Source organism: Methylococcus capsulatus str. Texas = ATCC 19069 (assembly GCF_000424685.1).
GTDB lineage: Bacteria > Pseudomonadota > Gammaproteobacteria > Methylococcales > Methylococcaceae > Methylococcus > Methylococcus capsulatus.
The window spans coordinates 20,510-43,729 of the sequence record NZ_KE384224.1; the positions used below are offsets into that span (position 1 = coordinate 20,510).

At 63.6% G+C, this 23,220-nt stretch carries 14 protein-coding genes and 1 pseudogene; 6 read left to right on the forward strand and 9 right to left on the reverse strand.

Translation table 11 applies throughout. The features are described 5' to 3' along the window. Nucleotides 1–263 precede the first annotated feature (263 nt). The 3 genes from H156_RS0111580 to H156_RS0111595 form a co-directional block, all read right to left on the reverse strand. Nucleotides 264–1,064, reverse strand: coding sequence for a c-type cytochrome (locus H156_RS0111580; RefSeq protein WP_238536806.1), 801 nt, complete (start codon nt 1,062–1,064; stop codon nt 264–266). A 68-nt stretch (nt 1,065–1,132) separates the two neighbouring features. Beyond that, nucleotides 1,133–1,561: a universal stress protein gene (locus tag H156_RS0111585; protein ID WP_010961027.1), complete on the reverse strand. Its 429-nt coding sequence runs from the start codon at nt 1,559–1,561 to the stop codon at nt 1,133–1,135. Nucleotides 1,562–1,877: 316 nt separating this feature from the next. Further along, nucleotides 1,878–3,368, reverse strand: coding sequence for an oligosaccharide flippase family protein (locus tag H156_RS0111595; RefSeq protein ID WP_017364545.1), 1,491 nt, complete (start codon nt 3,366–3,368; stop codon nt 1,878–1,880). An 801-nt stretch (nt 3,369–4,169) separates the two neighbouring features. On the opposite strand from H156_RS0111595, the gene H156_RS0111600 reads away from it, so the two are divergent. Continuing rightward, nucleotides 4,170–5,438, forward strand: a complete 1,269-nt coding sequence (locus H156_RS0111600; RefSeq protein ID WP_017364544.1) for a cytochrome-c peroxidase — start codon at nt 4,170–4,172, stop codon at nt 5,436–5,438. 80 nt (nt 5,439–5,518) lie between these two features. Here the strand turns inward: H156_RS0111600 and H156_RS0111605 are convergent, their stop codons facing one another. From H156_RS0111605 to H156_RS0111625, 5 genes are read right to left on the reverse strand one after another with little or no spacing between them, the layout of a single operon-like run. Next, on the reverse strand, nt 5,519–6,823 hold the full coding sequence (locus tag H156_RS0111605) for a TolC family protein (protein WP_017364543.1): 1,305 nt from the start codon (nt 6,821–6,823) through the stop codon (nt 5,519–5,521). Continuing rightward, the gene (locus H156_RS0111610; protein ID WP_017364542.1) at nt 6,820–9,921 is read right to left on the reverse strand and encodes an efflux RND transporter permease subunit; all 3,102 of its coding nucleotides are present in this window, start codon (nt 9,919–9,921) and stop codon (nt 6,820–6,822) included. The genes H156_RS0111605 and H156_RS0111610 overlap by 4 nt, the downstream gene beginning before the upstream one ends. Nucleotides 9,922–9,931: 10 nt before the next feature. Next, on the reverse strand, nt 9,932–11,062 hold the full coding sequence (locus H156_RS0111615) for an efflux RND transporter periplasmic adaptor subunit (protein ID WP_017364541.1): 1,131 nt from the start codon (nt 11,060–11,062) through the stop codon (nt 9,932–9,934). Nucleotides 11,063–11,122: 60 nt separating this feature from the next. Next, nucleotides 11,123–12,523, reverse strand: a complete 1,401-nt coding sequence (locus H156_RS0111620) for a sensor histidine kinase (protein ID WP_017364540.1) — start codon at nt 12,521–12,523, stop codon at nt 11,123–11,125. Continuing rightward, nucleotides 12,516–13,190 carry a response regulator gene (locus tag H156_RS0111625; RefSeq protein ID WP_017364539.1) on the reverse strand — a complete coding sequence of 225 codons (675 nt, stop codon included), beginning with the start codon at nt 13,188–13,190 and terminating at the stop codon, nt 12,516–12,518. Before H156_RS0111625 ends, H156_RS0111620 begins: the two co-directional genes overlap by 8 nt. Before the next feature lie 188 nt (nt 13,191–13,378). On the opposite strand from H156_RS0111625, the gene H156_RS0111630 reads away from it, so the two are divergent. The 5 genes from H156_RS0111630 to H156_RS0111650 all read left to right on the forward strand — a co-directional run bounded on the left by H156_RS0111630 (nt 13,379) and on the right by H156_RS0111650 (nt 22,266). Then, nucleotides 13,379–14,719, forward strand: coding sequence for an OpgC family protein (locus H156_RS0111630; RefSeq protein WP_017364538.1), 1,341 nt, complete (start codon nt 13,379–13,381; stop codon nt 14,717–14,719). Between the two features lie 249 nt (nt 14,720–14,968). Further along, on the forward strand, nt 14,969–16,414 hold the full coding sequence (gene nhaD, locus H156_RS0111635; protein ID WP_017364537.1) for a sodium:proton antiporter NhaD: 1,446 nt from the start codon (nt 14,969–14,971) through the stop codon (nt 16,412–16,414). Nucleotides 16,415–16,481: 67 nt separating this feature from the next. Next, on the forward strand, nt 16,482–19,241 hold the full coding sequence (locus tag H156_RS0111640; protein WP_017364536.1) for a cation-transporting P-type ATPase: 2,760 nt from the start codon (nt 16,482–16,484) through the stop codon (nt 19,239–19,241). Nucleotides 19,242–19,332: 91 nt separating this feature from the next. Beyond that, entirely contained in the window at nt 19,333–21,297 is a 1,965-nt protein-coding gene (locus H156_RS0111645; RefSeq protein WP_017364535.1) for a monovalent cation:proton antiporter family protein, read from the forward strand. A 72-nt stretch (nt 21,298–21,369) separates the two neighbouring features. Continuing rightward, on the forward strand, nt 21,370–22,266 hold the full coding sequence (locus tag H156_RS0111650; RefSeq protein ID WP_017364534.1) for a universal stress protein: 897 nt from the start codon (nt 21,370–21,372) through the stop codon (nt 22,264–22,266). A gap of 79 nt (nt 22,267–22,345) precedes the next feature. On the opposite strand, the pseudogene H156_RS17530 reads toward H156_RS0111650, so the two are convergent. After that, nucleotides 22,346–22,927 (reverse strand): annotated as a pseudogene (locus tag H156_RS17530) (DUF2459 domain-containing protein); the annotation flags it as partial. Nucleotides 22,928–23,220 lie beyond the last annotated feature (293 nt).

Consider the following 23,220-nt stretch of genomic DNA (forward strand, 5'->3'; position numbering starts at 1 on the left):
TGCAGCCCAATGGCGGCGGAAGCGACCATGCCTGGGGCAACCGCCACTGGGTGCCGGGCGGCTCCGTGCAGGGGGAGTCTACGGAGAGAAATGCCCTCCTCCGCTCTGGCCGGTCCGGACGACGCGAACGACCGCGGGGCTGGATTCCGAAGAGAGCCACCTCGCAGTTCGGAGCGGCCAGGGCCGCCGGTTCGGTGCCTCGGACGCCCAATCGGTGGCGGTATTTCCGAATCCGGTTTGGTTTCCTGTCGCCGACATCGGATTCATGGCGTCGTGCCGTCCCTCACCGGCATCATCCGCAGATAGCGGATGATCGCGTCCGCGGCACGATCACGCTCGGCTTCGGGCAACAGCGCGTTCAGCGGCGGCATCGTCGTGCCCGCGTGCATTTTCTGAGGTTCGGTGATCCAGGTTTTGAGGGCCCGATCGCTGAGCGGGCCTGCGATTTGACGCAGGTCACCGGGAAATTTCCCGCCGCCGATGCCGGCCACCTGGTGGCAGGTGAGGCAGTACTTCCGGACCTGTTCAAAACCCTCCACAGCCACGGGATCGCTGTCCTGCGGACGCGCCGCGGCGTAATCGGCCGGCGTGGCCAGGTCGATCCGGACTACCTGATAGGGCCAGCCATAGGCGCCTTGGGCGCGAGCGGCCGAATCCCGCAGGTTGTCCCAGACCAGGTAGTACGGCCCTAGCGATACCCCGGTCTCGTGCTGGCCTGGATTGTCGACCGTAAACGGTTTGCTGTCGGCCCGACCGAAAGCGAGCCAGGCGGAGCCGGGGACGAAACGGCGCGAATCGGTGCTGGAGCGGTAGCCATCGCGGGCGAGAAACACCACTTCGGTGCCCGTCGCTTTCCAGCGATCGCCGAAGAGCCGGTCCAGTAATCCCGACATTTCGAATCCGCGGTAGGCGACCCGGAGTTCGTGACCTGGGCGGGACATGTGAGGCTCCACCACTTCCACGGTCTGCGTCGACATCCCGGTCTCGGCCGCCAGCCGGTCCGGCGGGGGGAGTTCGATGGCTGAGGCCGGTAGCGTCGTGACAGCGACAGCGGCCCGGAGCATGACACGGAACACACCCATTGCTGCAGACGGCCGGAAGACGGCGTCCCCGCCGTGACGGCTGCCTGCCCTCATGCCGGCACCACCAGCACGGGGACCGAGGTCCTGCGCAGGACCCCTTCACAACTGCTCCCGACGATAAGGCGGGCCAGGAGTCCCTTCCCATGGGAGCCGAGCACGATCAGGTCCGCCTGCAGCCGTTCGGCTTCCTTGAGAATCGTCTCCACGGTCGGACCCTGGACCATCAGGCCGGTGCAGTTGAATCCTTCCTCCCGCAGGGCTTCAGCCGCTTCCTGAACCCGACGGTGCCAAATTTTGTAGGTTTCGGCGGCCAGATCGCGCATGACCAGAGGATCGGCGTCGTAGCCGACGAAATCCGGCTCCGGTTCAGCAACGTGCAGCAGCCAGATTTCGGCGGATAACGCCTTGGCCAGGAGCCTGGCCTGACTCAGTACCTTATCGGTGATTTCGGAGAAATCGATCGCAACCAGCAGCTTCATGAGTGGTCAGCCTGTTCGGGGAATGGGTGGTCGTAGAGCCGGTGTCGGGCCGAGGACATTATTGGGCGGGATTCGTCGCACTGTAAACCGGCGTCGTGATTCCGATCCGGACCCCGCTGCCGGCGGTACCGAAAGGAGTGAAAAAACGTGCCATCCCTGGCTGAACATTCCCGATACGGAATGTCAGGAAACCTTGTCCTTGAAGATGGGAGATGATGGACGCACACAGTACGGCAGAGGGTGAAAGCCGGCCTCGGCGTCGTCAGTAAACCAGCAATATCGGTGCCATACGTGCGGAGACGGGAAATCATGCAATTCATGATGGGCGGAGGGGGGGCGGCCCGGGGAGCCGGTGTCGCTCCAGCACGACCACCAGGGCGAAGATCACGAGCAAGAGGGCATTGTCGAAGCTGAATTCGGCCCAGAACGGCAAGGCGGGCATCCGCTCGGTCAGCTGCCAGATGCCCACAGCGAGCAGGGGGTAGCCGACGATGCGTTTCAGATCGTAGCGGACCGGATAAAAGCGTCGACCCAGAACGTAGGACAGCAAAGCCATGCTGCCGTAGCAGGCAAGCGTCGCCCAGGCCGCGCCCATGTAGCCGAGCCGCGGTATCCAATGGATATTGAGCGCCAGTGTGACCACCGCTCCCCAGACGGTCAGGTAGGTGCCGAAGCGCGTCTGCTCGGTCAGCTTGTACCAGATGGAAAAATTGAAGAAGACGCCCAGCCACAGGTTGGCCATCAGCAGGATGGGGACGACGCCGAGGCCGGCGCGGTACTTCGCCCCGACGAAGTACTGGATCCAGTCGAGGTTGAGCATCACCCCCAGGAAAATGAAGGAACAGGCGATGACGAACCAGTTCATGACCAGAGCATAGAGTTCCCGGGCTTCCCGCTGCCGGTAGTACGAAAAGAAAAAAGGCTCGGCCGCATAGCGGAACGCTTGGATGAAGAGGTTCATGAGGACGGCGAGCTTGTAACAGGCGCCGTAGATACCGAGCTGTTCCATGGCGATGTCCGGCGGCAACAGATATTTCAACAGGACCCGATCCATGGTCTCGTTGACCATGCCGGCGAGGCCGGCGACCAGCAGCGGCAGGGCATAGGCCAGCATCCGTCGCCATAGCGCGACATCGAAGCGCGGCTTCGCCGCAGCCAGCTCAGGCGTCAGCAGCAGCAGGGTCAGGCCGCTGGCGATTAGATTGGCGATGAATACGTAGCCGATGCCGACGGCCGGATCATAGAGTTCTGCCGCCCACGCCAGCCAGCCGGCCGCTCCGCTGTCGTACGCCCATTTGCATAGGCCAATGAAGAAGACATTGGCGGCGACGGTGACGAGGATGTTCGTGGTCTTGAGCAATGCGAAGCGCTTGGCTTTTTGCTGTTCCCGCAGCTTGGCGAAGGGCAGGGCGGCGAGTGCGTCCAGGGCGATGATCCATGCCACCCAGCGCACGTAATCGGCACGGTCAGGATGCCGCAGCAGGCCGGCGAGGGTGTCGGCCTGCCCCAACGCCAGCGCCAGGTAAAGCGTCGTCGATAGCAGCACGGACAGCAGCGCAGTGCTATAGACGGTGGCTTTGTCGTCGGCTTTCGCGGAAAAGTTGAACAGGGCGGTCTCCATGCCGTAAGTCAGGATGACATTCAGAAACGACGTATAGGCATAGAGCTCGGTGACGACGCCGAATTCCCCCGGTTCGGCGAACTGGTAGGTGTACAGCGGGACCAGGAAGTAATTGAGCAGTCGGCCGATGATGGTGCTGAGGCCGTAGATCGCCGTCTGGCCTGCCAGCTTTCTGAGCGGATTCATGAGCGGAAAGGGCGGTACAAAATGCCCATGCTACCACTGCGGCATGGCACGGTCGCCCGCAGCCCGCTTCGCGCTCGCCGGTGTCGGGTCCAACCGGACCACCCGCTTGCCGGAAGGGGCGCCTGAAATGCCCCGGCCGCCCCCGCCCCCACGCCTCCCGGACGAACGCCTCGATGGCTCCGAAACCGCTCCTGCTGGCGTCAAATCCCGACGCAGCCTTTCACCCGATCGGACGTTCGGATCTCGCCCCGCTTCGGCAGGCGTGTCTCCCACCGTTCCGCTCCGGCCGATGCCAGACCGTGGCCGCTCGGCATCGACCCGCCGGTTGAGGTCGAGGGGCGATCCGGTTCCTTCCGCCGAAAACCGGGCTCGATCAGGAGGGGTGAACGGGAAAGTACCCGTCATCCCGTGTATGGCATCGACCTGGATCAAAAGGCACACGGATTCAGGTAAACGTTATCGATAATATGATTAATTATGCTCACATTGCCGTTTCACTGTTGGGCATACTTTTAATTATATTCCCTATCAACGAGTTTTGAGACGGATAATGATGTCGGCTCACCCATGAGCCGTGGTCTGGAAAGACGGCAGTGAAATACGGTTTTTCGTTATACGTGGCCTCATGACGGCCGCTTGTTGCCGAATGGCGACATACTGTACGAGATACAGGAATTTACGGGCGGATGAATTTTTGTTTATTTCGGTTGAAATCGGTTGGACATGGGCTAGTCTTGATCCTGCCATTCAAATAATCGACGGATATCTCTGATAGTGTGTTGTCATATTGGAGTCAGCGACATGAGATTCATGAAAATATCGAGTCACTTCGTGGTTTTCGTACTGGCTGCGGTTGCCGGCACTCTGGAAGGACATGCGGCTACCGCACTGACGCCTGGAGAACTGCTCGGCAAGGCGCTCTTTTTCGACCCCAGCCTTTCGACCCCGCCAGGACAGTCCTGCGCGGACTGTCATGATCCCAAGGTCGGATGGACCGGTTCGGACCAGGACATCAATCTGCACGGCGGTGTTTACGAAGGTGCGGTTGCAACACGCTTCGGTAACCGCAAACCACCGACCGCCGCCTATGCTTCGTTCAGCCCGAAATTTCACCGCGACGGTAACGGGGAGTTCGTGGGCGGAAACTTCTGGGACGGCAGAGCGACGGGGGAAAGGCTCGGAAATCCCGCGGCGGATCAGGCCCAGGGACCATTCCTCAACCCTTTGGAGCAGAATGATCCCAGTGCGGCGGACGTTTGCCGGAAGGTGGCGGCTTCCAGTTTCGCCGCCCAACTCACGGGTTCAAGCTATCCCGATCTGTTCGCGCGCGCCTTCGGGCCGGGCACGTTGGACTGTGATAATTCATCCGATACGTATGACCGCATCGCTCTGGCCATTGCCGCCTATGAGGCTTCCAGGGAGGTCAGTTCATTCAGCTCGAAGTACGATGCATATCTGAGAGGGAGGGCGGTGTTGACGAAACAGGAGAAGAAGGGGATGGCATTGTTTGAGGGAAAAGCGAAGTGCGCGAATTGCCATTCCACGAGGGGCATGAGCTACGCCGGCAAATTTCCCCTTTTCACCGATTTCACCTATGTCAACACCGGTGTTCCCAGAAACCCGGAAAACCCTTTCTATCAGATGCCCGCCGAGTTCAATCCGCTAGGCGCGGACTGGGTGGACCCCGGACTGGGCGGATTCCTGGCTGGCCGGGTGGAGTACGCACCGTACGCGGCCGATAACAAAGGTAAGCAGAAAGTTCCCACCTTGCGGAATGTCGACAAGCGCCCATCCTTGGCATACCTGAAGGCATACATGCACAACGGCGCATTCAAGAGTCTGAAGGAAGTGGTTCACTTCTATAACACGCGCGATGTGCTGGCCGCCTGTGAGCACCTTTCCCATCCGGAGCCCGGCATCAACTGCTGGCCGGCGGCGGAAGAGGCAGCCAATGTCAACCGGACGGAAACGGGCGATTTGAAGCTGTCGGATGAGGAGGAGGATGCCATCGTCGCGTTTCTGAGGACGCTGTCCGACGGCTTCCAGCTTTCAGGCCCAACGGCCGACTGAGGCGGACTGTGCACGGCGTGTTCCACTCGAGAGCACGCCGTCGCCCGAACCGAGTTTCCGGCCACATCCCGGTGGACGCATCAACCGGCCTCAGCCCGGCTGACCAGCAGTCCCGAGGCTTTCAGCGCTTCGAGCTCCGCCTCCAGCTCGAGCTGGATGAGTTCCAGGTGGGTGAGGCGTATCTCCGTCCGGGAGCGCGTGGAATCCAGCAGTTCCAGCAGACTGCCTTTGCCGAGCCGGTAAGCCGCTTCGCCCATTTCCTCGAGGGCGGACAGCTTGGCGACGACGTCCCGTTCGAATTTCACCCGTGTTTCGCGCCGGCGCGCGAGGAGGCCGGTTGCGCGATCGAGCGCGACGTGGATTTGGGAGGTCACCAGCTCGCGGTCGAGGATGGCCGCCTGTTTTTCCGCCGCCGCCCTGGCCATGCCGCCCTGATTGCGGTCGAACAGAGGAATCTCGACGGAGACGCCGCCGAAGAAGGCGTGCCCGTACGGCTGTTCCGTGAACGCCGAGCCGAACTGGATCGAGGGAACCGGCCAGCGCTCGGCCTTGGCTTTTTCCAGGCGGGCAGCGGCCGCGATCTCGCCCCGGCGGACGGCCTCGATCTCGGGATTGATCCGTTCGGCATCCGCCCAGGATTTTTCCGGATCGGCCGGGACTCCCAGCGGTGCGAGGTTTCCCCTTGCCTCGGGCTTCCAGTCCGGCAACCCGAGCATCAAGCCCAGCTCCTCCACGGTTCCCTGCAGGTCGTTGCGGGCCGTTTCCAGCTTCGCCCGGACGTCCTTGGCTTCGATTTCCATGCGTAGGGTATCGTAGCGACTGGCGCCGCCGGACTCCTCCCGCCCCGCGACGAGCGCGGCCAGACGTTCCATCTTCGCGCTGGCCTCTTCCAGTACGGCGACGCGCTGCTGGCCGGCCAGCAGTTTGATGAACGTGCGCCACAGCTCGTGCACCAGGTTGGCGAATTCGGCCTGGACGGCGGCTTCCGTGGTTTGCACCTGTTTTTCCGCGGCCTCGACCCTGGCGCCGTGCTGCCCGGTGATGAGCACGGGGACTTCCAGCACCACCTCGCGTTGCACCTTGCCGTCGTACATCGTGTTGTTGGCGCTCAGCAGGCTGTAGTTCCCGAAATTGAGTCTTGGGTTCGGCAGCACGTCTGCTGCGGCGATCTCGGCTTTGGCTATCTCGATGGCTTGCCTCAAGGCGGCATAACGTGGACTGCGTTGCCTTGCGATTGCCAGCAGTTGCTGGATGGTCACGGTCTGCGGCAGGGATTCGGCGTTCGTACCGGCAAGGGCGGAGCCGTCGAGATTCAGTGTGAGAAACAACGGCAGCAGGCATTTCAATGGCCGGGAAACGCGGGCGTGACGGTTTTCCTGAATCATTCTTCGAGCATTTCATTGGCCGTTTCGGCCGAGACCAGGTGTTTCGGGGTGAGGAAGGAGTAGATCACCGGCAGGACGAACGTCGCCACGAAGAACGTCGTGATCATCCCGCCGACGATCACCATGGCGAAGGGGCGCTGGGTTTCACTGCCGATGCCGGTGGACAGCGCCATGGGAAGCAGGCCGAGCATCGCCAGCAGTGAGGCCATGAGCACGGGACGCAGCCGATCCGTGACGCCGCTCAGGATCGCATCGCCTACCGCCATCCCTCGGCGTCGGCGTTCCTCGATGGCGCTCAGGACCAGCAGCCCCATGAGCGAAACCTGTCCCAGCAGAGCGATGAAACCTATGGCCGCGCTGACCGACAACGGGATGTCGGCAAGCAGCAGAACGAACACACCACCGGTCAGCGCGAAAGGAGTGGACAGCAGGATGGCGAATGCGCTTCGGGCCGACTGGAGCGCCCCGTAAAGGAGCGCGAGTACGATCAGCACCGCCAGCGGCACCACGACGCCCAGGCGCGACATGGCCCGCTGCTGGTTCTCGAATTCGCCGCCCCAGGCGATGAAATGTCCTTCCGGAAGCGGGACCTTCTGTTCCACCAGTCGCATCGCTTCATGGACGACCGAACCGAGATCGCGCCCTTCCACGTTGAACTTGAGCGCCAGGAACCGCTGGTTGGCCTCCCGGTCGATCGAGGCCCGGCTTCGTTCGATCCGAAGCTGGGCCAACTCCCGCAACGGCACGCGGGCGCCGGAGGGAGCAGGTATCATGAGATTGGCGATCTGTTCGGTGTCGCTGTGCTCGGCCTGGGGCAGGATCACTCGAACGGGTACCGGACGCTCGCCTTGCCAGAGTTCGGTTGCCACTCTTCCGGCCATCGCCGTTTCAATCGTGTCCTGTGCCGCGTCTACCGTGATGCCATGGCGAGCCAGGGCTGAACGGTCGAGGTTGATCTGGAACTGGGGCGCTTGGGAGTCCCGGTACAAATCCAGGTCGGTGATTCCTGGGACGTCCTTGAGCACCGTCTTTGCGTTTACCAGGGCAGCGCGCATTTTTTCCAGGTCGGAGCCGTATATCTTGAGGACGACCTTGCCGCGGACGCCGCTGACGGCCTCCTCGACGTTGTCCCGGATGGGCTGGGAAAAATTGAACCGGACGCCGGGAATGGCCCCCAAGGCGTTCCGCATTTCCTCGATCAGGCGCTCTTTGTCCATGCCCTTGCGCCATTCCCCCTGAGGTTTGAGATGCACGAAGTTCCGGCCCATGTTGACGCCTTCGTTGTCCGTTCCGTCTTCCGAGCGGCCCTGCTGGCTGAGAACGCCTTTCACCTCAGGGAAGCGGAGCAGCCGTTCGCGCGCGTCCAGGAGAATCTCCTGCCCCTTCGACAGCGCAATGCTGGACGGCATTTCCGCATAGATGTGGATGTCCCCCTCGTCCAGCTCCGGCAGGAATTCGCTGCCAAGCCGGGTCCCGCCGGCGCCGCCGGCGAACAGCAGCAAGAAAGCCACGGCCAGGGTTCCGCCACGGCGCTCCAGCGCCAGCTCCAGGACCTGTCCGAGAGACCGGCGGAGAGATGCCAGGAACGCCGGCTCCGCGATCATGGCGTGCCGGGGCCGGATGAAGGCGGCGCACAACGCCGGCACCAGGGTCAGCGCGAACACCAGGCCGCCGGCAAGAGCGAAGCTGTAGGTCAGGGCCAGGGGACGGAAGATACGGCCCTCGACACGCTCCAGCGTATATACCGGGATGAGTGCGGCGATGATGATCAGCATCGCGAAGCACGCCGGTTTGGCCACTTCGAGCGCTGCGGCGATGATCAGCCGCAGCATGTCGGGCCGGTTTTCCGGACGGCGGCAGGTGGCAAAGTGGATCACGTTTTCCACCAGCACCACCGCGCCGTCGAGGATGATTCCGAAATCGATCGCCCCCATGGATATGAGATTGGCCGGGAGGCCGAGCTGATAGAGCCCGGCGAAGGCCGCGAGGAGGGACAACGGGATGACCAGGGCGACGATCAGTGAGCCGCGGATGCTGCGCAGAAACAGCCAGACCACCGCCACCACCAGCACAAACCCGTGCAGCAGGTTGTCGTAGACCGTGTGCAGGGTGTTGTCGACCAGTTCGGTCCGGTCGAGGAAGGGTTCTATCCTCATTCCGGCGGGAAGGATCCGGTGGTTCAGCTCCTCCACCTTGGCGTGGATGGCTTCCAGCACTTTCGACGGGTTCTGTCCCCGCCGCAGCAGCACGATGCCCTCCACGACCTCCTTCCGGTGGTCCATGCCCACGGTCCCCTGGCGGGGCGTATGGGATTGGACCAGACGCGCGACGTCGCCGACGGTGACTGGCGTTCCGCCAGCGCTCTTGAGCACGATCCGTTTGACGTCCTCGGCCGAGGTGAGGTTGCCCACGCCTCTCACCAGCATCTGCTGGTCGCCATGACGCAGGAATCCCGCGCCCACGTTCCGGTTTGACCGGGCGATTGCCTGGTTGACGTCCTCCAGGGTCAGACCGAAGGACTCGAGCCGCACCGGATCGGTTTCGACGTGGAACTCTTTGTAATAGCCTCCGAAGGTCAGCACATCGGCGACGCCCTGGACCTGGCGCAGCGCACGGGCCGCATTCCATTCCATTTCGGACCGCAGCTCGTAAAGCGTATGGCGGTCACTCACCATCACGAACTTGTAGATTTCCCCCAGAGGGGTGTAGTCCGGGGCAAGCACGGGCGTGACGCCTTCCGGCACTTCGGCGCCGGCCATCCGCTCGGCAATCAGCGTTCTCGACCGGAAACTGTCGATTCCGTCCTGGAAGGTGAGGGTGATCAGGGAGAGACCGAACAGGCTTTGGCTGCGCATTTGCAGCATGTCGGGGGTGCCGTTCAGCACCCGCTCCAGTGGGATGGTGACCTGCCGCTCCACTTCTTCCGGCCCATATCCGGGCATCAGGCTGATGACGGTGACCTGGGTGTTGGTGACGTCCGGGTAGGCCTCGATCGGGGTCTCGAGGTAGGCGCGAACCCCGTACACGGCGATCGCCGCAGTGACCGTGATGGCCGCGAAACGCCGGTGCACGCAATGCTCGATCAGCGGCTTCAGCATGATCGCGTCCTCACAAGAGCATGGCGGCTTCGCCGTCCAGGAGCAGGGCGCCCTTCACCACCACGCGTTCACCGCCGGAGAGCCCTTCGAGGATGGGCGTCATGCCGGCCCGCGACTGCCCCACCCGTACCGGGCGGGCTTCGAAGATCCCCGGTTCCTGCTCCACGTAGACGAAGGTTTCCCGTCCGTCTTTGATCAGCACGGCCGAGGTAGGCAGGACGATCCGGCCGGACTTCGATACGGCGATCGATACTCTCGCGTACATGCCGGGCCTTAGCGGAACCGCGGGGTCGTCCGGCTCGATGAACACCGAGGCGCGCCGGAGTTCGTTTTGGATGGCGGCGCTCTCGCCCACCACATGGCCGGAAATGGCGTTCGGCAGCGAAGCGAGTTCGATCGATGCCTTGGCGCCGACCTCCACCAGCAGCAGGTCGTTTTCGAACACGTCGGCCACGATCCAGGCGGCGGAGGGTTCACCGAGGTCGAACAGCGGTGACCCCGGTCCCACCGCTGCGCCCACGGAGACATGGGCCTTCAGAACCACGCTGTCCATGGGCGCCCGGACGACGACCTCGCCCCCGCGGCCATCCCCGATGAGCTGGAGGAGGTCGCGGCTGCGCTCGTATTCGGTGAGGGCCTGGCGGTACTCGGTCTCGGCTTCCATCCGTTCGACCTCCAGACCGACGCCGCGGCGAGCCATTTCCGCCTGGCGCCGGCGCCGGTCTTCGGCGCGTCTCAACTCGGCTTCGGCGCGGGAGAAATCCGAGCGCATCTGGGCCGCATCGGCGCTGACCAGCGTAGCCAGCGGCGCGCCCGCTCTGATACGTTCGCCGATCTGCGCATGCACCTGGGTGACACGGCCGGGGACGATCGTGCCTGCGGCCGAAACGGCTTTGGTGCGGAAGTCGACTTTGGCGGGCGCCGAAATCGAGGCGTCGAATGCTTCCGGATGGATTTCCTGGATGACGAGATAGGGCAGGGACTCCGGTCTCAGCGAAACCGTGGCCGGCCCGTGGCCTTCCCGGATTTCGGTCGACGATGGCGGAACCGGCCGGGGACGGTCTATCGGCTCGATACCGTTTCGTTCACAGGCGGAAAGGCACAGCAGACCGAACAATGCGAGCCGGGATGGCAAAGGCATGGGAACTCTCGGGAAGCCTTGGGGTCGCCCATGCTATGCGCGGAAGCTTTCAGATACCTTTCAGCGACGGCCCTGGTCTTCCTCCGGTTGCCGCCCGAAAGCGATTTCGATGCGCGTGCCGCTGTCGAAACACGAGTGGGAGATATGCAGCCGGGCGCCGTGCAGGTCGGCGATTTCCTTGACGATGGCAAGGCCCAGGCCGCATCCGTCGCCGGGGCTTCCGGGGATACGGTAAAACCGCTCGATGACCTTGCCCGCTTCGGTCGGCTGAATGCCGGGGCCGTCGTCGTCGACGATCAGAGCCGTCCGTGGCGGGCCGTCGAGTTTCACGGCGACCTGGCCGCCGGATTTCCCGTAGCGGAGGGCGTTGTCCAGCAGGTTGTTGAGGAGTTCCCGCAGGAGAAGCGCGTTGCCGGCGATGAAGATGGCCTCATCCGGCGCCCGGAGCTCCAGTTCCATGTTCCGCTCCAGCGCCTTGGGCACCCAGTCCATGCAGCATTCGCGCACCAGCGCGCACAGGTCCACCGGCGTGAACTCCCGGCGGTCCTGCATCACTGCCTCCGAACGGGCCAGCACCAGCAGTTGGGTGCTGAGATGGGCGACCCGGTCGGCGGAGTTCTTGATGTGGATCAGAGCCGGCCTCATCGTATCCGGGTCTTGCGCGCGCAGTGCCCGCTCCGCCTGGATCTTGAGGCCGGCCAACGGGGTGCGAAGCTGGTGGGCGGCGTTTTCGATGAAGCGCCGCTGGGTCGCCATCGACGCGGCAAGGCGTTGCAGGAGTTCGTTGATGGTGTGGGTGAGGGAGCGCACCTCGAGCGGAACATCGGTGTCCGGGATGGGATCGAGGTCCCGGGCGGACCGGCCGGCGATGATGCGTGCCAGGTTGCGCAGCGGGTGGAGCCCCCGGTTGACGCCCGTCCAGATGTGAATGCCGGTGACCAGCACCAGCAGGATCTGGGGCAGCACCACCGCGAGCAGAATCTCGCTCATCATGCCGCGGCGCTTGTTCAGGGTCTCCGCCACCGAAACCAGCACCTCTCCGGATGCCGCCGTCGGAACAGTCAGCACCGACACGATCCTGATCGGCTTGCCCCCGATTTCGCCGTCCGAAAAGTACGGAAGGTCCCGTTCCTCCGGCGGTATCGAGGGGCTGGGCAGGGCTTTGTCGCCTGCCATGAACCCACCGCCGAGCGACTCGACCTTGAAGAAAGTCTTGTCCATGTCGTCCCAGCGGAACATCTCGACGGCGATCGGCGGGAGGTCGAAAGTGATTTTGTCCTTCTGTCCCTTGACCTGCTGGGCGAGCGAGCGGGCGGAGTCCAGGAGCCAGCGGTCGTAGGCCATGTCCGCGTAGTGCAGGGCGACGAAATAGGACACCGCCGCATCGAGCATCACGACGAAAGCCAGGGGCAAGGTCAACCGCAGCAAAAGCTGGGTCCGCAGGCTGTGCGGCTTATTCACCGGCGGGCCGTTCCAGCAGGTAGCCGAGGCCGCGCACCGTCCTGATGCGAATGCCGAGATCGTCGAGGCGGCGGCGCAGACGGTGCACGTAGACCTCGATCGCGTTGTCCGCCAGTTCATCCCCGCCGCTCGCCAGACGCAGGGCGATCCGGTCCTTGCTGACCACCCGGCCCGCCTGCAGCAGCAGCGCCTCCAGCACGCCATATTCGCGGGAAGGCAGCAGCATCGGTTCACCGTTCACGTGAACCTGGCGGTCGAACGTATTGAGAACGAGCGGGCCGCAGACGATGTCATGACCGAAGCCGCCGTGGCTGCGCCGGATCAGCGCCCGCACCCGCGCCTCCAGTTCCCTCAGCTCGAAAGGCTTGGTCATGTAATCGTCGGCGCCGAGCTCCAGACCGCCGATCCGGTCGTCCAGCCCGTCCCGGGCCGTCAGGATGAGGACCGGCACCGGCGATTTTCTGATCCGCAACTGCCTGAGGACTTCTTTCCCGTCGATGTCGGGCAGACCGAGATCAAGGATGACCAGATCGTAGTCCTGGGTGCGCAGGGCACTGTCGGCGTAGGTTCCCGTCGCGGCAACGGTGAGGTCGAAGCCATCCTCGGCCAGGCTGCGCGACAGGCCGTCGGCCAGGGTTTCGTCGTCCTCGACGAGCAGAATCCTCATCGGTTTTCACGTGGGTATGAAAGGTTCATGAAAGCTTCCTTCTCTAGACTTCGAAGGTTAACGACAAGCTTGGCGCCGCGTAGGGCGATTCGTCGGGATCGCCGCAGTCTGCACGATATTTCCTCGAACCGGCAATCCGTGCCGTCAGAGGCCGGAATCCAACGGGGCCACGCCGAATGGGGTCAATCATGGGAACGCCGAATTCCACCGCGCCGTCGCGCAACGTCCGGCTCGATTTTTTCCGGGGCGTGGCGCTGATGATCATCTTCGTCAACCACATTCCCTTCAACCCCCTGTATTTTTATACCCCCTCCCGGTTCGGGTTCAGCGACGCCGCGGAAATCTTCGTCTTTCTCTCCGGGTTTGCCGCCGCCCTGGCTTACGGGCGATGTTTCGAGCGGGCGGGAATGTGGCTCGGGACGCTGCGCATCCTGTACCGCTGCGGTCAGATTTACCTCTCGCATCTCGCGCTGTTTTTCGCCCTGGCAGCGATCTGTGCGTTCGGCAATCAGTGGCTGGGCGGGGAGGATTACATCCATCGCCTGTACCTAGGGTATTTTTTCGAGAACACGTCCGAGGCGATCGCCGCGCTGTTCACTCTCCGCTACGTTCCCAATTTTTTCGACATCCTGCCGATGTATTTCGTGATCCTGCTCTGGGTGCCTCTGGTCTGGAGCTTGTCGCGGATACATGCCGCCCTGGCGCTGGGTGTTTCCCTGCTCGTTTACCTGGGAGCCTGGTATTTCGGGTGGGAGTTGCCGGCAGAGCCCGCCGGCGACCGCCCCTGGTTCTTCAATCCTTTCGCCTGGCAATTGCTGTTTTTCACCGGTTTCGGGCTCGGCGCCGGATGGCTTCCCGCGCCGCGTGCCGACCGCGGACTGACCCGGCTGTGCCTAGTTTTTGTGCTGATTGCCATTCCGCTCGGCCATGAGCCGACCTATCAAAGCGTCGCCTTCCTGGGCGCCCTGCGTGCCCATCTGGAGCCCTGGGTGGACAAAAGCCATCTGGGAGTGCTGCGTGTCGTGCATTTCCTGGCGCTGGCCCATCTGATGAACCGCGTTGTGTCCTGGAGACCCCATCGGCTGGAATGGTCCCTGCCGCGCTGGATAGCGCGGATGGGCCGGCAGTCGCTGCCGGTGTTCCTGTTCTCCATGGCGCTTTCCTACCTCGCCGGGATGGCGCTGGACTGGAGCGGGCGCGAGGCGTTTGCCGTCGCCTGGGTGAACCTCACCGGATTGGGAACGATGCTGGCCGTTGCAGGGTTCCTGGAATGGCTGGATTCCAAACCCTGGAGCAACGGGAGGCCGGTCCCGGCCACGTGTCCACCGCGTCCGATGCGGCTCGCCGGCGCCGACGTCTGGGCCGGCGAGGCGGCCGTGATCTTCCTGGCCGCGACGCCCTTGCTGATCCTGGCGCCCGGAGCAGCGGATTCGGCCCGGGTGCCGCTGGTAGCCAGCGCCGGCCAGCCGGGCGAGGCGGTTTATCCGCCGGCCGGAGAAGAACGGATCGAGTGGCAGGATGGGATCTGACGGAGCGTTTACCGGGACTACCACTACCGGAAGGTGAGCGGCATGCCGGCGGGGTCGGAACGGAACGGCGGCATCGCCTCGCCCCGTGCTGCCGGGATTACCAAGCCCGCGCCGCCCTGATCTTCGCCGTCACGCCTGCGAGGGCACGCACGGCTCTTGCTGAAAGATGTCTGACGCCGGTATCTTCCGATGAGAAATTGACTACCATACGTGGTTTTTGCGCGGTGTCTCGCCGCAAGTGGAGACTGCATGAATGCTTCGAGGATGATCCCGTTTCGAGCCGTGGCCGCGGCTGGGCTGACCGTGATGGCGCCGGCGGCATCGGCTGTGACCGATCTGTCCCGCTCTCTGGACCTGAGCGGCCATTTCGTCGGCTATCTGGCGTTGGCATTGTTCGGTGTCGCCTATGGCTTCGTGGTGCTCGAGGAGGTGCTGGAGTTACGCAAGTCCAAGCCCATGATGCTGGCTGCGGCGCTGATCTGGGTGGCCATCGCCGTCGTCTACAAGAAGGAGGGCATGTCCGAGGTGGCCGAAGCGGCCATACGTCACGATGTGCTGGATTACGGCGAACTGCTGTTGTTCCTGATCGTTTCCATCGCCTATATCAACGCGATGGAGGAGCGTCGGGTGTTCGACAGCCTCAGATCCTGGCTGGTCAATCGGGGCTTTAGCTACCGTCAGCTGTTCTGGGTGACCGGCATACTGGCTTTCCTGATTTCCTCCGTCTCCAACAACATGACCACGGCCATGCTGATGTGCGCAGTGGTCATGGCGGTGGGCAGAGAGAATCCGAGATTCGTGGGTCTTTCCTGTGTCAACACGGTCGTGGCGGCGAATGCCGGAGGCGCCTTTTGCCCGTTCGGCGACATCACCACCCTGATGGTGTGGCAGAAAGGCATCGTCGAGTTTTGGACCTTCTTCAAGCTGTTCATCCCGTCGGTGGTGAATTTCGTCATTCCCGCCGGCCTGATGCATTTCGCCGTGCCGAAAGGGCATCCCGCCCCGATCCGGTCCAAGATCACCCTGCGCCGCGGCGCCAAGCGGATCGTACTGCTGTTCCTGCTGACCGTGCTGACCGCCGTCGGCTTTCAGAATGGACTGCAGCTGCCGGCGGCGGTCGGTATGATGGCGGGACTGACCTACCTGCAGTTGTTCGGCTATTTTCTCCATCTGACCCATCGCGACGAACCGGCCGTCGGTATCGATCCGCTAGCGGGCGAGGCGGTGACGGAGGAGGAGCCGGAAAGCACGTTCCGCTTCGACGTCTTCCATCACCTCGCCCGCATGGAATGGGATACCCTGCTGTTTTTCTACGGCGTGGTTCTGTGTGTGGGCGGGCTGAATTTCATCGGTTATCTCCATCACCTGTCCGATTTCCTTTATGGCGAGCTCGGCGCGACCTCGGCGAACACCCTCGTCGGCGTCATATCCGCGCTGGTCGACAACATCCCGGTGATGTTCGCGATCCTCTCGATGCATCCGGAGATGTCCACGGGCCAGTGGCTGCTGGTGACGCTCACCGCGGGTGTCGGCGGCAGCCTGCTTTCCGTGGGCTCCGCGGCGGGCGTGGCCCTGATGGGGCAGGCCAAGGGCGTCTATACTTTCGTCACCCACCTGAAATGGGCGCCGGCCATCCTTCTGGGCTATCTGGCGAGCATCGGAGCGCATTTCCTGCTCAACGCCGCCATGTTCTGACAGGGATCAGCGCCTGCCCGTTTCCGCATTCGGGCCCTGATTCGCAACCGTCCGGGAGCACCGCAGCATGAAGTCAGTCAAGGTTCCCACCGTTTCGGACCCGAGTCGCTCTGCTAACTGGCACGCTATGGAGACGGTGCAGGCTCTGGAGCGGCTCGAGGCCGATCTGGCGCACGGTCTGACCGAGCAGGAAGCTGCAAGGCGGCTCGAACGCCACGGTCCCAACCGTCTGGCTCCGAAAAAAGGCAAGCCGGTCTGGTTGCTTTTCCTGTCGCAGTTCAACCAGCCATTGGTTTATATCCTCCTGGCGGCCGGGGCGGTGACGGCAGCGTTGCAGGAATGGGTGGATTCCGCCGTCATCTTCGGTGTCGTAGCAGTCAATGCGGTGATGGGCTTCCTCCAGGAAACCAATGCCTTGAAAGCCATCGATGCCCTCGCCCGCAATCTGAGCGTCGATGCCACCGTGATCCGCAGCGGGACGAAGCGCACCGTGTCGGCGACGGAACTGGTACCGGGGGACATCGTCGCCTTGCATTCAGGGGACAAGGTGCCCGCCGATGTCCGCCTGATGCGTGCGCGGGAGCTGCAGATCGACGAGTCTGCCCTGACCGGAGAATCCGTTCCGGTCGAGAAGCGGACCGCAGCCCTGCCGGCCGACACCGTCCTGGCGGACCGCGCCAACATGGCCTATTCCACCACCCTGGTGACCTACGGCAGCGGTCTCGCGCTGGTCGTCGAAACCGGCGACCGCACTGAAATCGGCCGAATCAACCAGATGATCGCAACGGCCCGTGTCCTCGAAACGCCGCTGACGCAAAAGATTTCCCATTTCAGCAAGCGCTTGATGTGGGTCATCCTGGGATTCGCCGCGGTCACTTTCCTGGTCGGCTGGCAGCGGGGCGAATCCGCGCTCGATATGTTCATGGCCTCGGTGGCCCTGGCCGTGGGCGCGATTCCCGAGGGTTTGCCGGCGGCTCTGACCATCACCCTGGCCATCGGCGTTTCCCGGATGGCGAAGCGCAACGCCATCATTCGCAAACTGCCTGCCGTGGAAACCCTGGGCAGCACCACGGTGATCTGCTCGGACAAGACCGGCACCCTGACTCAGAACCAGATGACCGTCGTTGCGGTGTATGCGGACGGCGAGCATTTCGAGGTCACCGGCAGCGGTTATGCGCCGGCGGGCGAGTTCCGGCAGGCGGGGACGGTGATCGATCCCCGCGGCCATGGGGCCTTGATGGAGTGTCTTCGGGCCGGCCTGCTGTGCAACGATGCCCGCCTGATCGAAGGTGTCGAGGGATGGAGCGTCGAGGGCGATCCAACCGAAGGGGCGCTGCTGGTTTCGGCGCGCAAGGCCGGACTGCACGAGCTTCACGCCGGCGAATCCCACCCGCGGCTCGATACGCTACCGTTCGAGTCCCAGCATCAGTTCATGGCGACCCTCCATCACGATCGGGCTGAGAATGCCCGCTACGTCTATCTGAAGGGTTCGGCGGAAAGCATCCTGAAACGCTGCGATGCCGCATTCGACCGTCACATGGGGGTCATGCCCCTCGACGCGACCGCCATTCATGCCGAGGTGGAAGCGATGGCCGCGCAAGGGTTGCGCGTCCTGGCATTCGCCCGGGGAGACCGGTTCGTGGGCGAAGACAGGGTGGTGCACCCTACGCTGCAGGGCGGTCTGGTTTTCCTCGGCCTGCAAGGCATGATCGACCCGCCCCGGCCGGAAGCGGTGGAGGCGATCGCTGCCTGTCAGCGGGCGGGGATTCGGGTCAAGATGATTACCGGCGATCACCCCGGTACGGCGAGCGCCATCGCGCGCCAGCTCGGCTTGGTGCGCGAGGGAAGGTTGCACCGGCTGTTCGGCGTCACCCTCCGGGGGCGGGTGCTCACGGGGGCGGAACTGCAGGGGCTCGACGAGGAAGCTTACCGCCGAGTGGTGGAGCACTGCGACATCTACGCCCGCGTCGCGCCGGAGCAGAAGCTCGACCTGGTGCGGGCCCTGCAGGCACGGGGGAATGTGGTCGCCATGACCGGCGACGGCGTCAACGATGCTCCGGCCTTGCGGCAGGCGGACATCGGCGTGGCGATGGGCAGGGCCGGCACCGAGGTGGCCAAGGAGGCCGCCGCGATGGTATTGACCGACGACAATTTCGCCACCATCGAGGCGGCGGTGGAGGAGGGGCGTGGTGTTTTCGACAATCTGATGAAGTTCATCACCTGGACACTGCCCACCAACGTCGGCGAAGGTCTGGTGATCACGGTCGCCGTGTTCGGCGGGGTCGCATTGCCCATCCTGCCGGTGCAGATACTCTGGATAAACATGAGCACGGCGGTGCTGCTCGGCCTGATGCTGGCCTTCGAGGCCAACGAGCCCGGCATCATGCACCGCCGTCCGCGCGACCCAAGACAACCCATTTTGACCCGCACCTTGCTGTTTCGAATCTTCGTGGTGGGTCTATTGCTGCTGGTGGGGGCGTTTGGCTTGTTCGAATGGGCGCTGGGGCGAGGTGACAGCCTCGAGACTGCCCGCACCACCGCCGTCGCCGTCTTCGTGTTCGGCGAGATGTTCTACCTGTTCAACTGCCGGTCGCTGGAATACTCGATGTTCCATGTGGGGGTGTTTTCCAATCCGCGGCTGCTTGTCGGCGTGCTCGCGATGGCCGCGCTGCAGCTTCTCTTCACCTACTGGCCTCCGATGAACCGGGCGTTTGCCAGCGCGCCCATCGGAGCGGTCGCGTGGGTCTTGGTCCTGGCCGTGAGTCTTGCGATCCATGCCGTGGTCGGGATCGAAAAATGGATGGGCCGCCGGTGGGCAAACCCATGAAATCCGTACTGCCCGAGACGGAAGAAGGTAGTCACAAGCGAGGCTGCTGCGCTTTGTGACCTACCAGTACATTTGAAGGCCGTTTCCGGAAATGACGGCCGCCTCATTCGCGCAGATCCTGCTTCTCCTGGGCACCACGGCGCTCGTGGTGGCCGTCTTCCAATGGCTGCGTGTTCCGTCGAGTCTGGCCTACTTGGTGGTGGGCGTCCTGCTCGGCCCGCATACCGGCGGACCCGTGATCGAGAACCCAGAGATTCACGGAGCCGCCGAATTCGGCATCGTCTTTCTGATGTTCACCATCGGCCTGAATCTTTCGTTGCCCCAGGTCCATGCCTTGCGGCATCTGGTGCTGGGCCTCGGCACTGGGCAGGTGGTGCTGACGACCCTGGTGGTCGGCGCCGCTGCCTTTGCCTTCGGTCTCTCTCCTGAAGCCGCGTTCGTGGTCGGAGCCGTGTTCGCTCAATCGTCCACGGCCATCATTGGCAAGCAGCTCGCGGAGCAGGGTGAAGAGTACAGCCGGCACGGACGGCTGGCGGTGGCCATGTCGGTGTTTCAGGACGTCACGGCAGTGCCCTTGATCGTCGTCGTGCCGGTACTCGCCGTTCCCAGCTTGAGGGTCCTGGGCGAATCGCTGGCATGGGCGCTGGCCAAGGCCGTTCTGGCCTTCGTCCTGGTCTTCTTTGCCGGCCGCTGGCTGTTGCGCCCTCTTTTTCACGCGGTCGCATCCCGCCGCTCGGCCGAACTGTTCACCTTGACCGTGCTTCTGGTGTCGCTGGGAGCCGGGGGGCTCACTTACCAGCTGGGTCTGTCGGTGGCTTTCGGCGCGTTCCTGGTTGGCATGATGCTGGGGGAGACCGAATTTCGCCATCAGGTGGAATCCACCATCCGGCCTTTTCGGGACGTCTTGCTCGGATTGTTCTTCGTGAGTATTGGTATGTTGTTCGATCCCTCCCTGATGGAGGGAACATGGCAATGGGCTTTGGGCGGCGCATTCGTCCTGCTCGCGGCGAAAACCGTGCTGGTGGCGGCACTCGTCCGGGCGACGGGAATCGATCTGGCCACAGCCTGGCGCGTCGGCCTGCTGGTGGCCGTCGGCGGTGAGTTCGGGTTCGCTCTGCTCGCCATTGCGCTCGATGCCGGAGTGATTTCGCAGCAGACAGGCCAAATCGTGCTCATGGCAGTGCTGCTCTCGATGATCACCGCGCCCTTCCTCATCCGGTACAACCGCGTTCTGGTGGAAGGCTGGTTCCGTCCGCCGCCGGGTGGAGAAGGCGCACTTTCGGCCGGGCCGGGAGTCGCCGGATCTCCGCATGACCACGTCATCATCTGCGGATACGGGCGCATCGGACAAAATATCGGTCGATTCCTGGAGGAAGAACGGATTCCTTACGTCGCACTCGACCTTGACCCGCAGCGGGTCAAGGAAGCACGGATCGCCTGTGAACCCGTTTATTACGGCGATTCTTCGGAACGCGACATGCTGGAGGCGGTCGGGATCGGCAAGGCCAGGTTGGTCGTCGTGAGTCACGAAGACCTTGCCGCGGCCCACAAGGTCCTGCATCACGCCGCTGCCCTACGACCCGGTCTGCCCGTCATGGTGCGCGCCCGGGATGAAAGCCACGTGGAGGAGCTGCGCCGCGCGGGGGCGGCGGAAGTCGTGCCGGAAACGCTGGAAGCCGGTCTGATGATCGCCTCCCAGGCGCTGCTGCTGCTGAACGTCCCGCTTTCGCGCGTGGCTCGCCGTATCCGGGAGCAGCGTCTCAACCGCTATCTCTTGCTGAGGGAGTTTTTCCGGGGTGACGAGACGTTTTCCGATGATGTCCAGTCTCAGGACGGCGACCGGCTGCGTGCGGTGCCGCTGCCTCCCGGCTGCAGAGCGGCCGGATGCACGCTTGCGGAACTGGCGCTCGAAGGTGTGGTCGTCACCGCGTTGGTCCGCCACGGGGTCCGGGAACTCGCGCCGGCACCTGAAACGCGTCTCGCGGAGGGCGATGCGGTAGTCCTGTTCGGGGCCGTCTCGGATTTGGACAAGGCGGAGCGCCGCTTGCTGGGCTGATCCGTTTTTTGGCGCCGCCGACCGAAGGCGGGGTTCGACGAGCGCGGAGTCGTCCGCGGGGAGGATACGGGGATGAAACGCATCAAAACAGTGCTGGCTGCCACGGATCTTTCCGCTCCCGCCCGACATGCCGCCATGCGCGCGGCTCTGCTGGCGGGTCAGGCCGATGCCAAGCTGGGTTTGCTTCACGTCGTGGACCTGCAGTTGATGGAGCATCTGCGGAGCTTTGCCGGACGCTCGGGAGAAGCCGCGGAGCGGCGGTTGATCGGCGAAGCCATGAAGGAACTCGAGCGGCTCGCGACCGATATGACGCATCGGTGGGGGAGCGCCGTCGAAGTGCGTCTGGTGGTGGGTGCCGTGTTGAAGGAGATCGTCGCCCACGCGGATACCCTTGACGCCGATCTTCTCGTGATGGGTGCGCGCGGCGCCGGCTTCGTTCGGGAGCTGCTGCTGGGTTCCACAACCGAGCGGGTTCTGCGGTTGATCACGCGGCCGGTCCTGATGGTCAAGCAGATCCCGCATGGTCCCTATCAAAGGGTTCTGGTGGCCGTGGACTTTTCCGAACGCTCGGTAGCCGCTTTGCGGCTTGCGCGCCTGGTTGCGCCCGAGGCTCACTTTGTCGTGCTGAACGCGTTTCAGCCCCCGCTCGAAAACAAGCTGCGCCAAGGCGGGGCGGATGAGTTCGAGATCATGGAGCTGCGCGATGCGGCCCGCAGGGATGCCGATGCGCGGATGGATGAGGTGATGGCCCATGCCGGCTTCCCCGCCGAACGGCTCACGCGTCTGGTGCTTCCCGGCCCGGCGCTCGACTGCGTACTGGAGCAGGAGCAGGAGCAGGATTGCGACCTCATCGTCGTTGGGAAGCATGGTTATGGGTGGATTGAAGAAATGCTGCTGGGTAGTCTGACGAAGCATCTGCTGGCGCTTTCGAGTTGCGACGTGCTGGTCGCAAGCCAGTCGAGGGCCTGATTGGCGGATGCGTCTCCAGCAAAGGTGCCGCGTAGGGGCGGATCTTCGTCATCAACTGCTCCGCCGTGACCGGCTCGAACCAGCCCATCGGATAACCCGCCGCGGCCAGCGCGCCGGCCAGCCAGCCATTGCAGGTGTGGAAAATGTGGAATTTGGCGTTGGCCGGGTAGAACCGCCCGTCTTCATGGTGTTCCGGACCGACGGGCGACGCCCGCGGGGAGCCGTTTCTGGCGAAGCTGCGGTCGACGTAGCCGGCCAATCCGGCAAACGGCCGCGGCGCAAGGTCGAGCCGTATCCATTCATAACCGGCGTAACGCCCCGCGATGTCCCCCTCGATGCCGGCCACGTGCAGCACGCTGGCCGTAGGCCAGAGGGCTGCTTTCAGGGTCAGCCACAGGCCGGGATCGCCGGACTGGTAATAGTCCCAGTCGCCCCAGCCCAGCTCCAGGTAGTCGGCCTCGGGGAAGTCGGAGCTCTCCGGAATGAACCCGGCGGGAATGTCCGCTTTCCGCAGGATGAGGCCGGCATGTTTGCCTTCGTTGACGATATAGATCGAGGCGTGGGGTTCGCCAGGTACAGGCGCCGGGCTTGGGGTTCCCGGCCCCGCACAGGCGGAGCACAGCCACAGCAGGCAAAGCAGCAGCCGGGCGAGCGGAGTCATCGCGCCAGAAAATCGCCGACCGTTTGAAACCGGCGGCTCCGGATCGGCCGGATGCGGCGGGCGTCCGGCGCTCCGGCCGCCCGCGGGAACTGCCGGAACGCCGGGGGTTCCCGCACGATGCCGCAGACAGAGGTTTCCAGATCGGAGATCGAATCCTTGCCATGGGCCAAAGCTCCGATTGAAAGCATACTCGCAACGAACCAAAACGGCGCAAACTTGTGAGGTCAAACCATGTCGTTTTGTCCTCAATGTAATACCATTCGATCTAACGGCAAACAGCTCGAGTTTGCAGC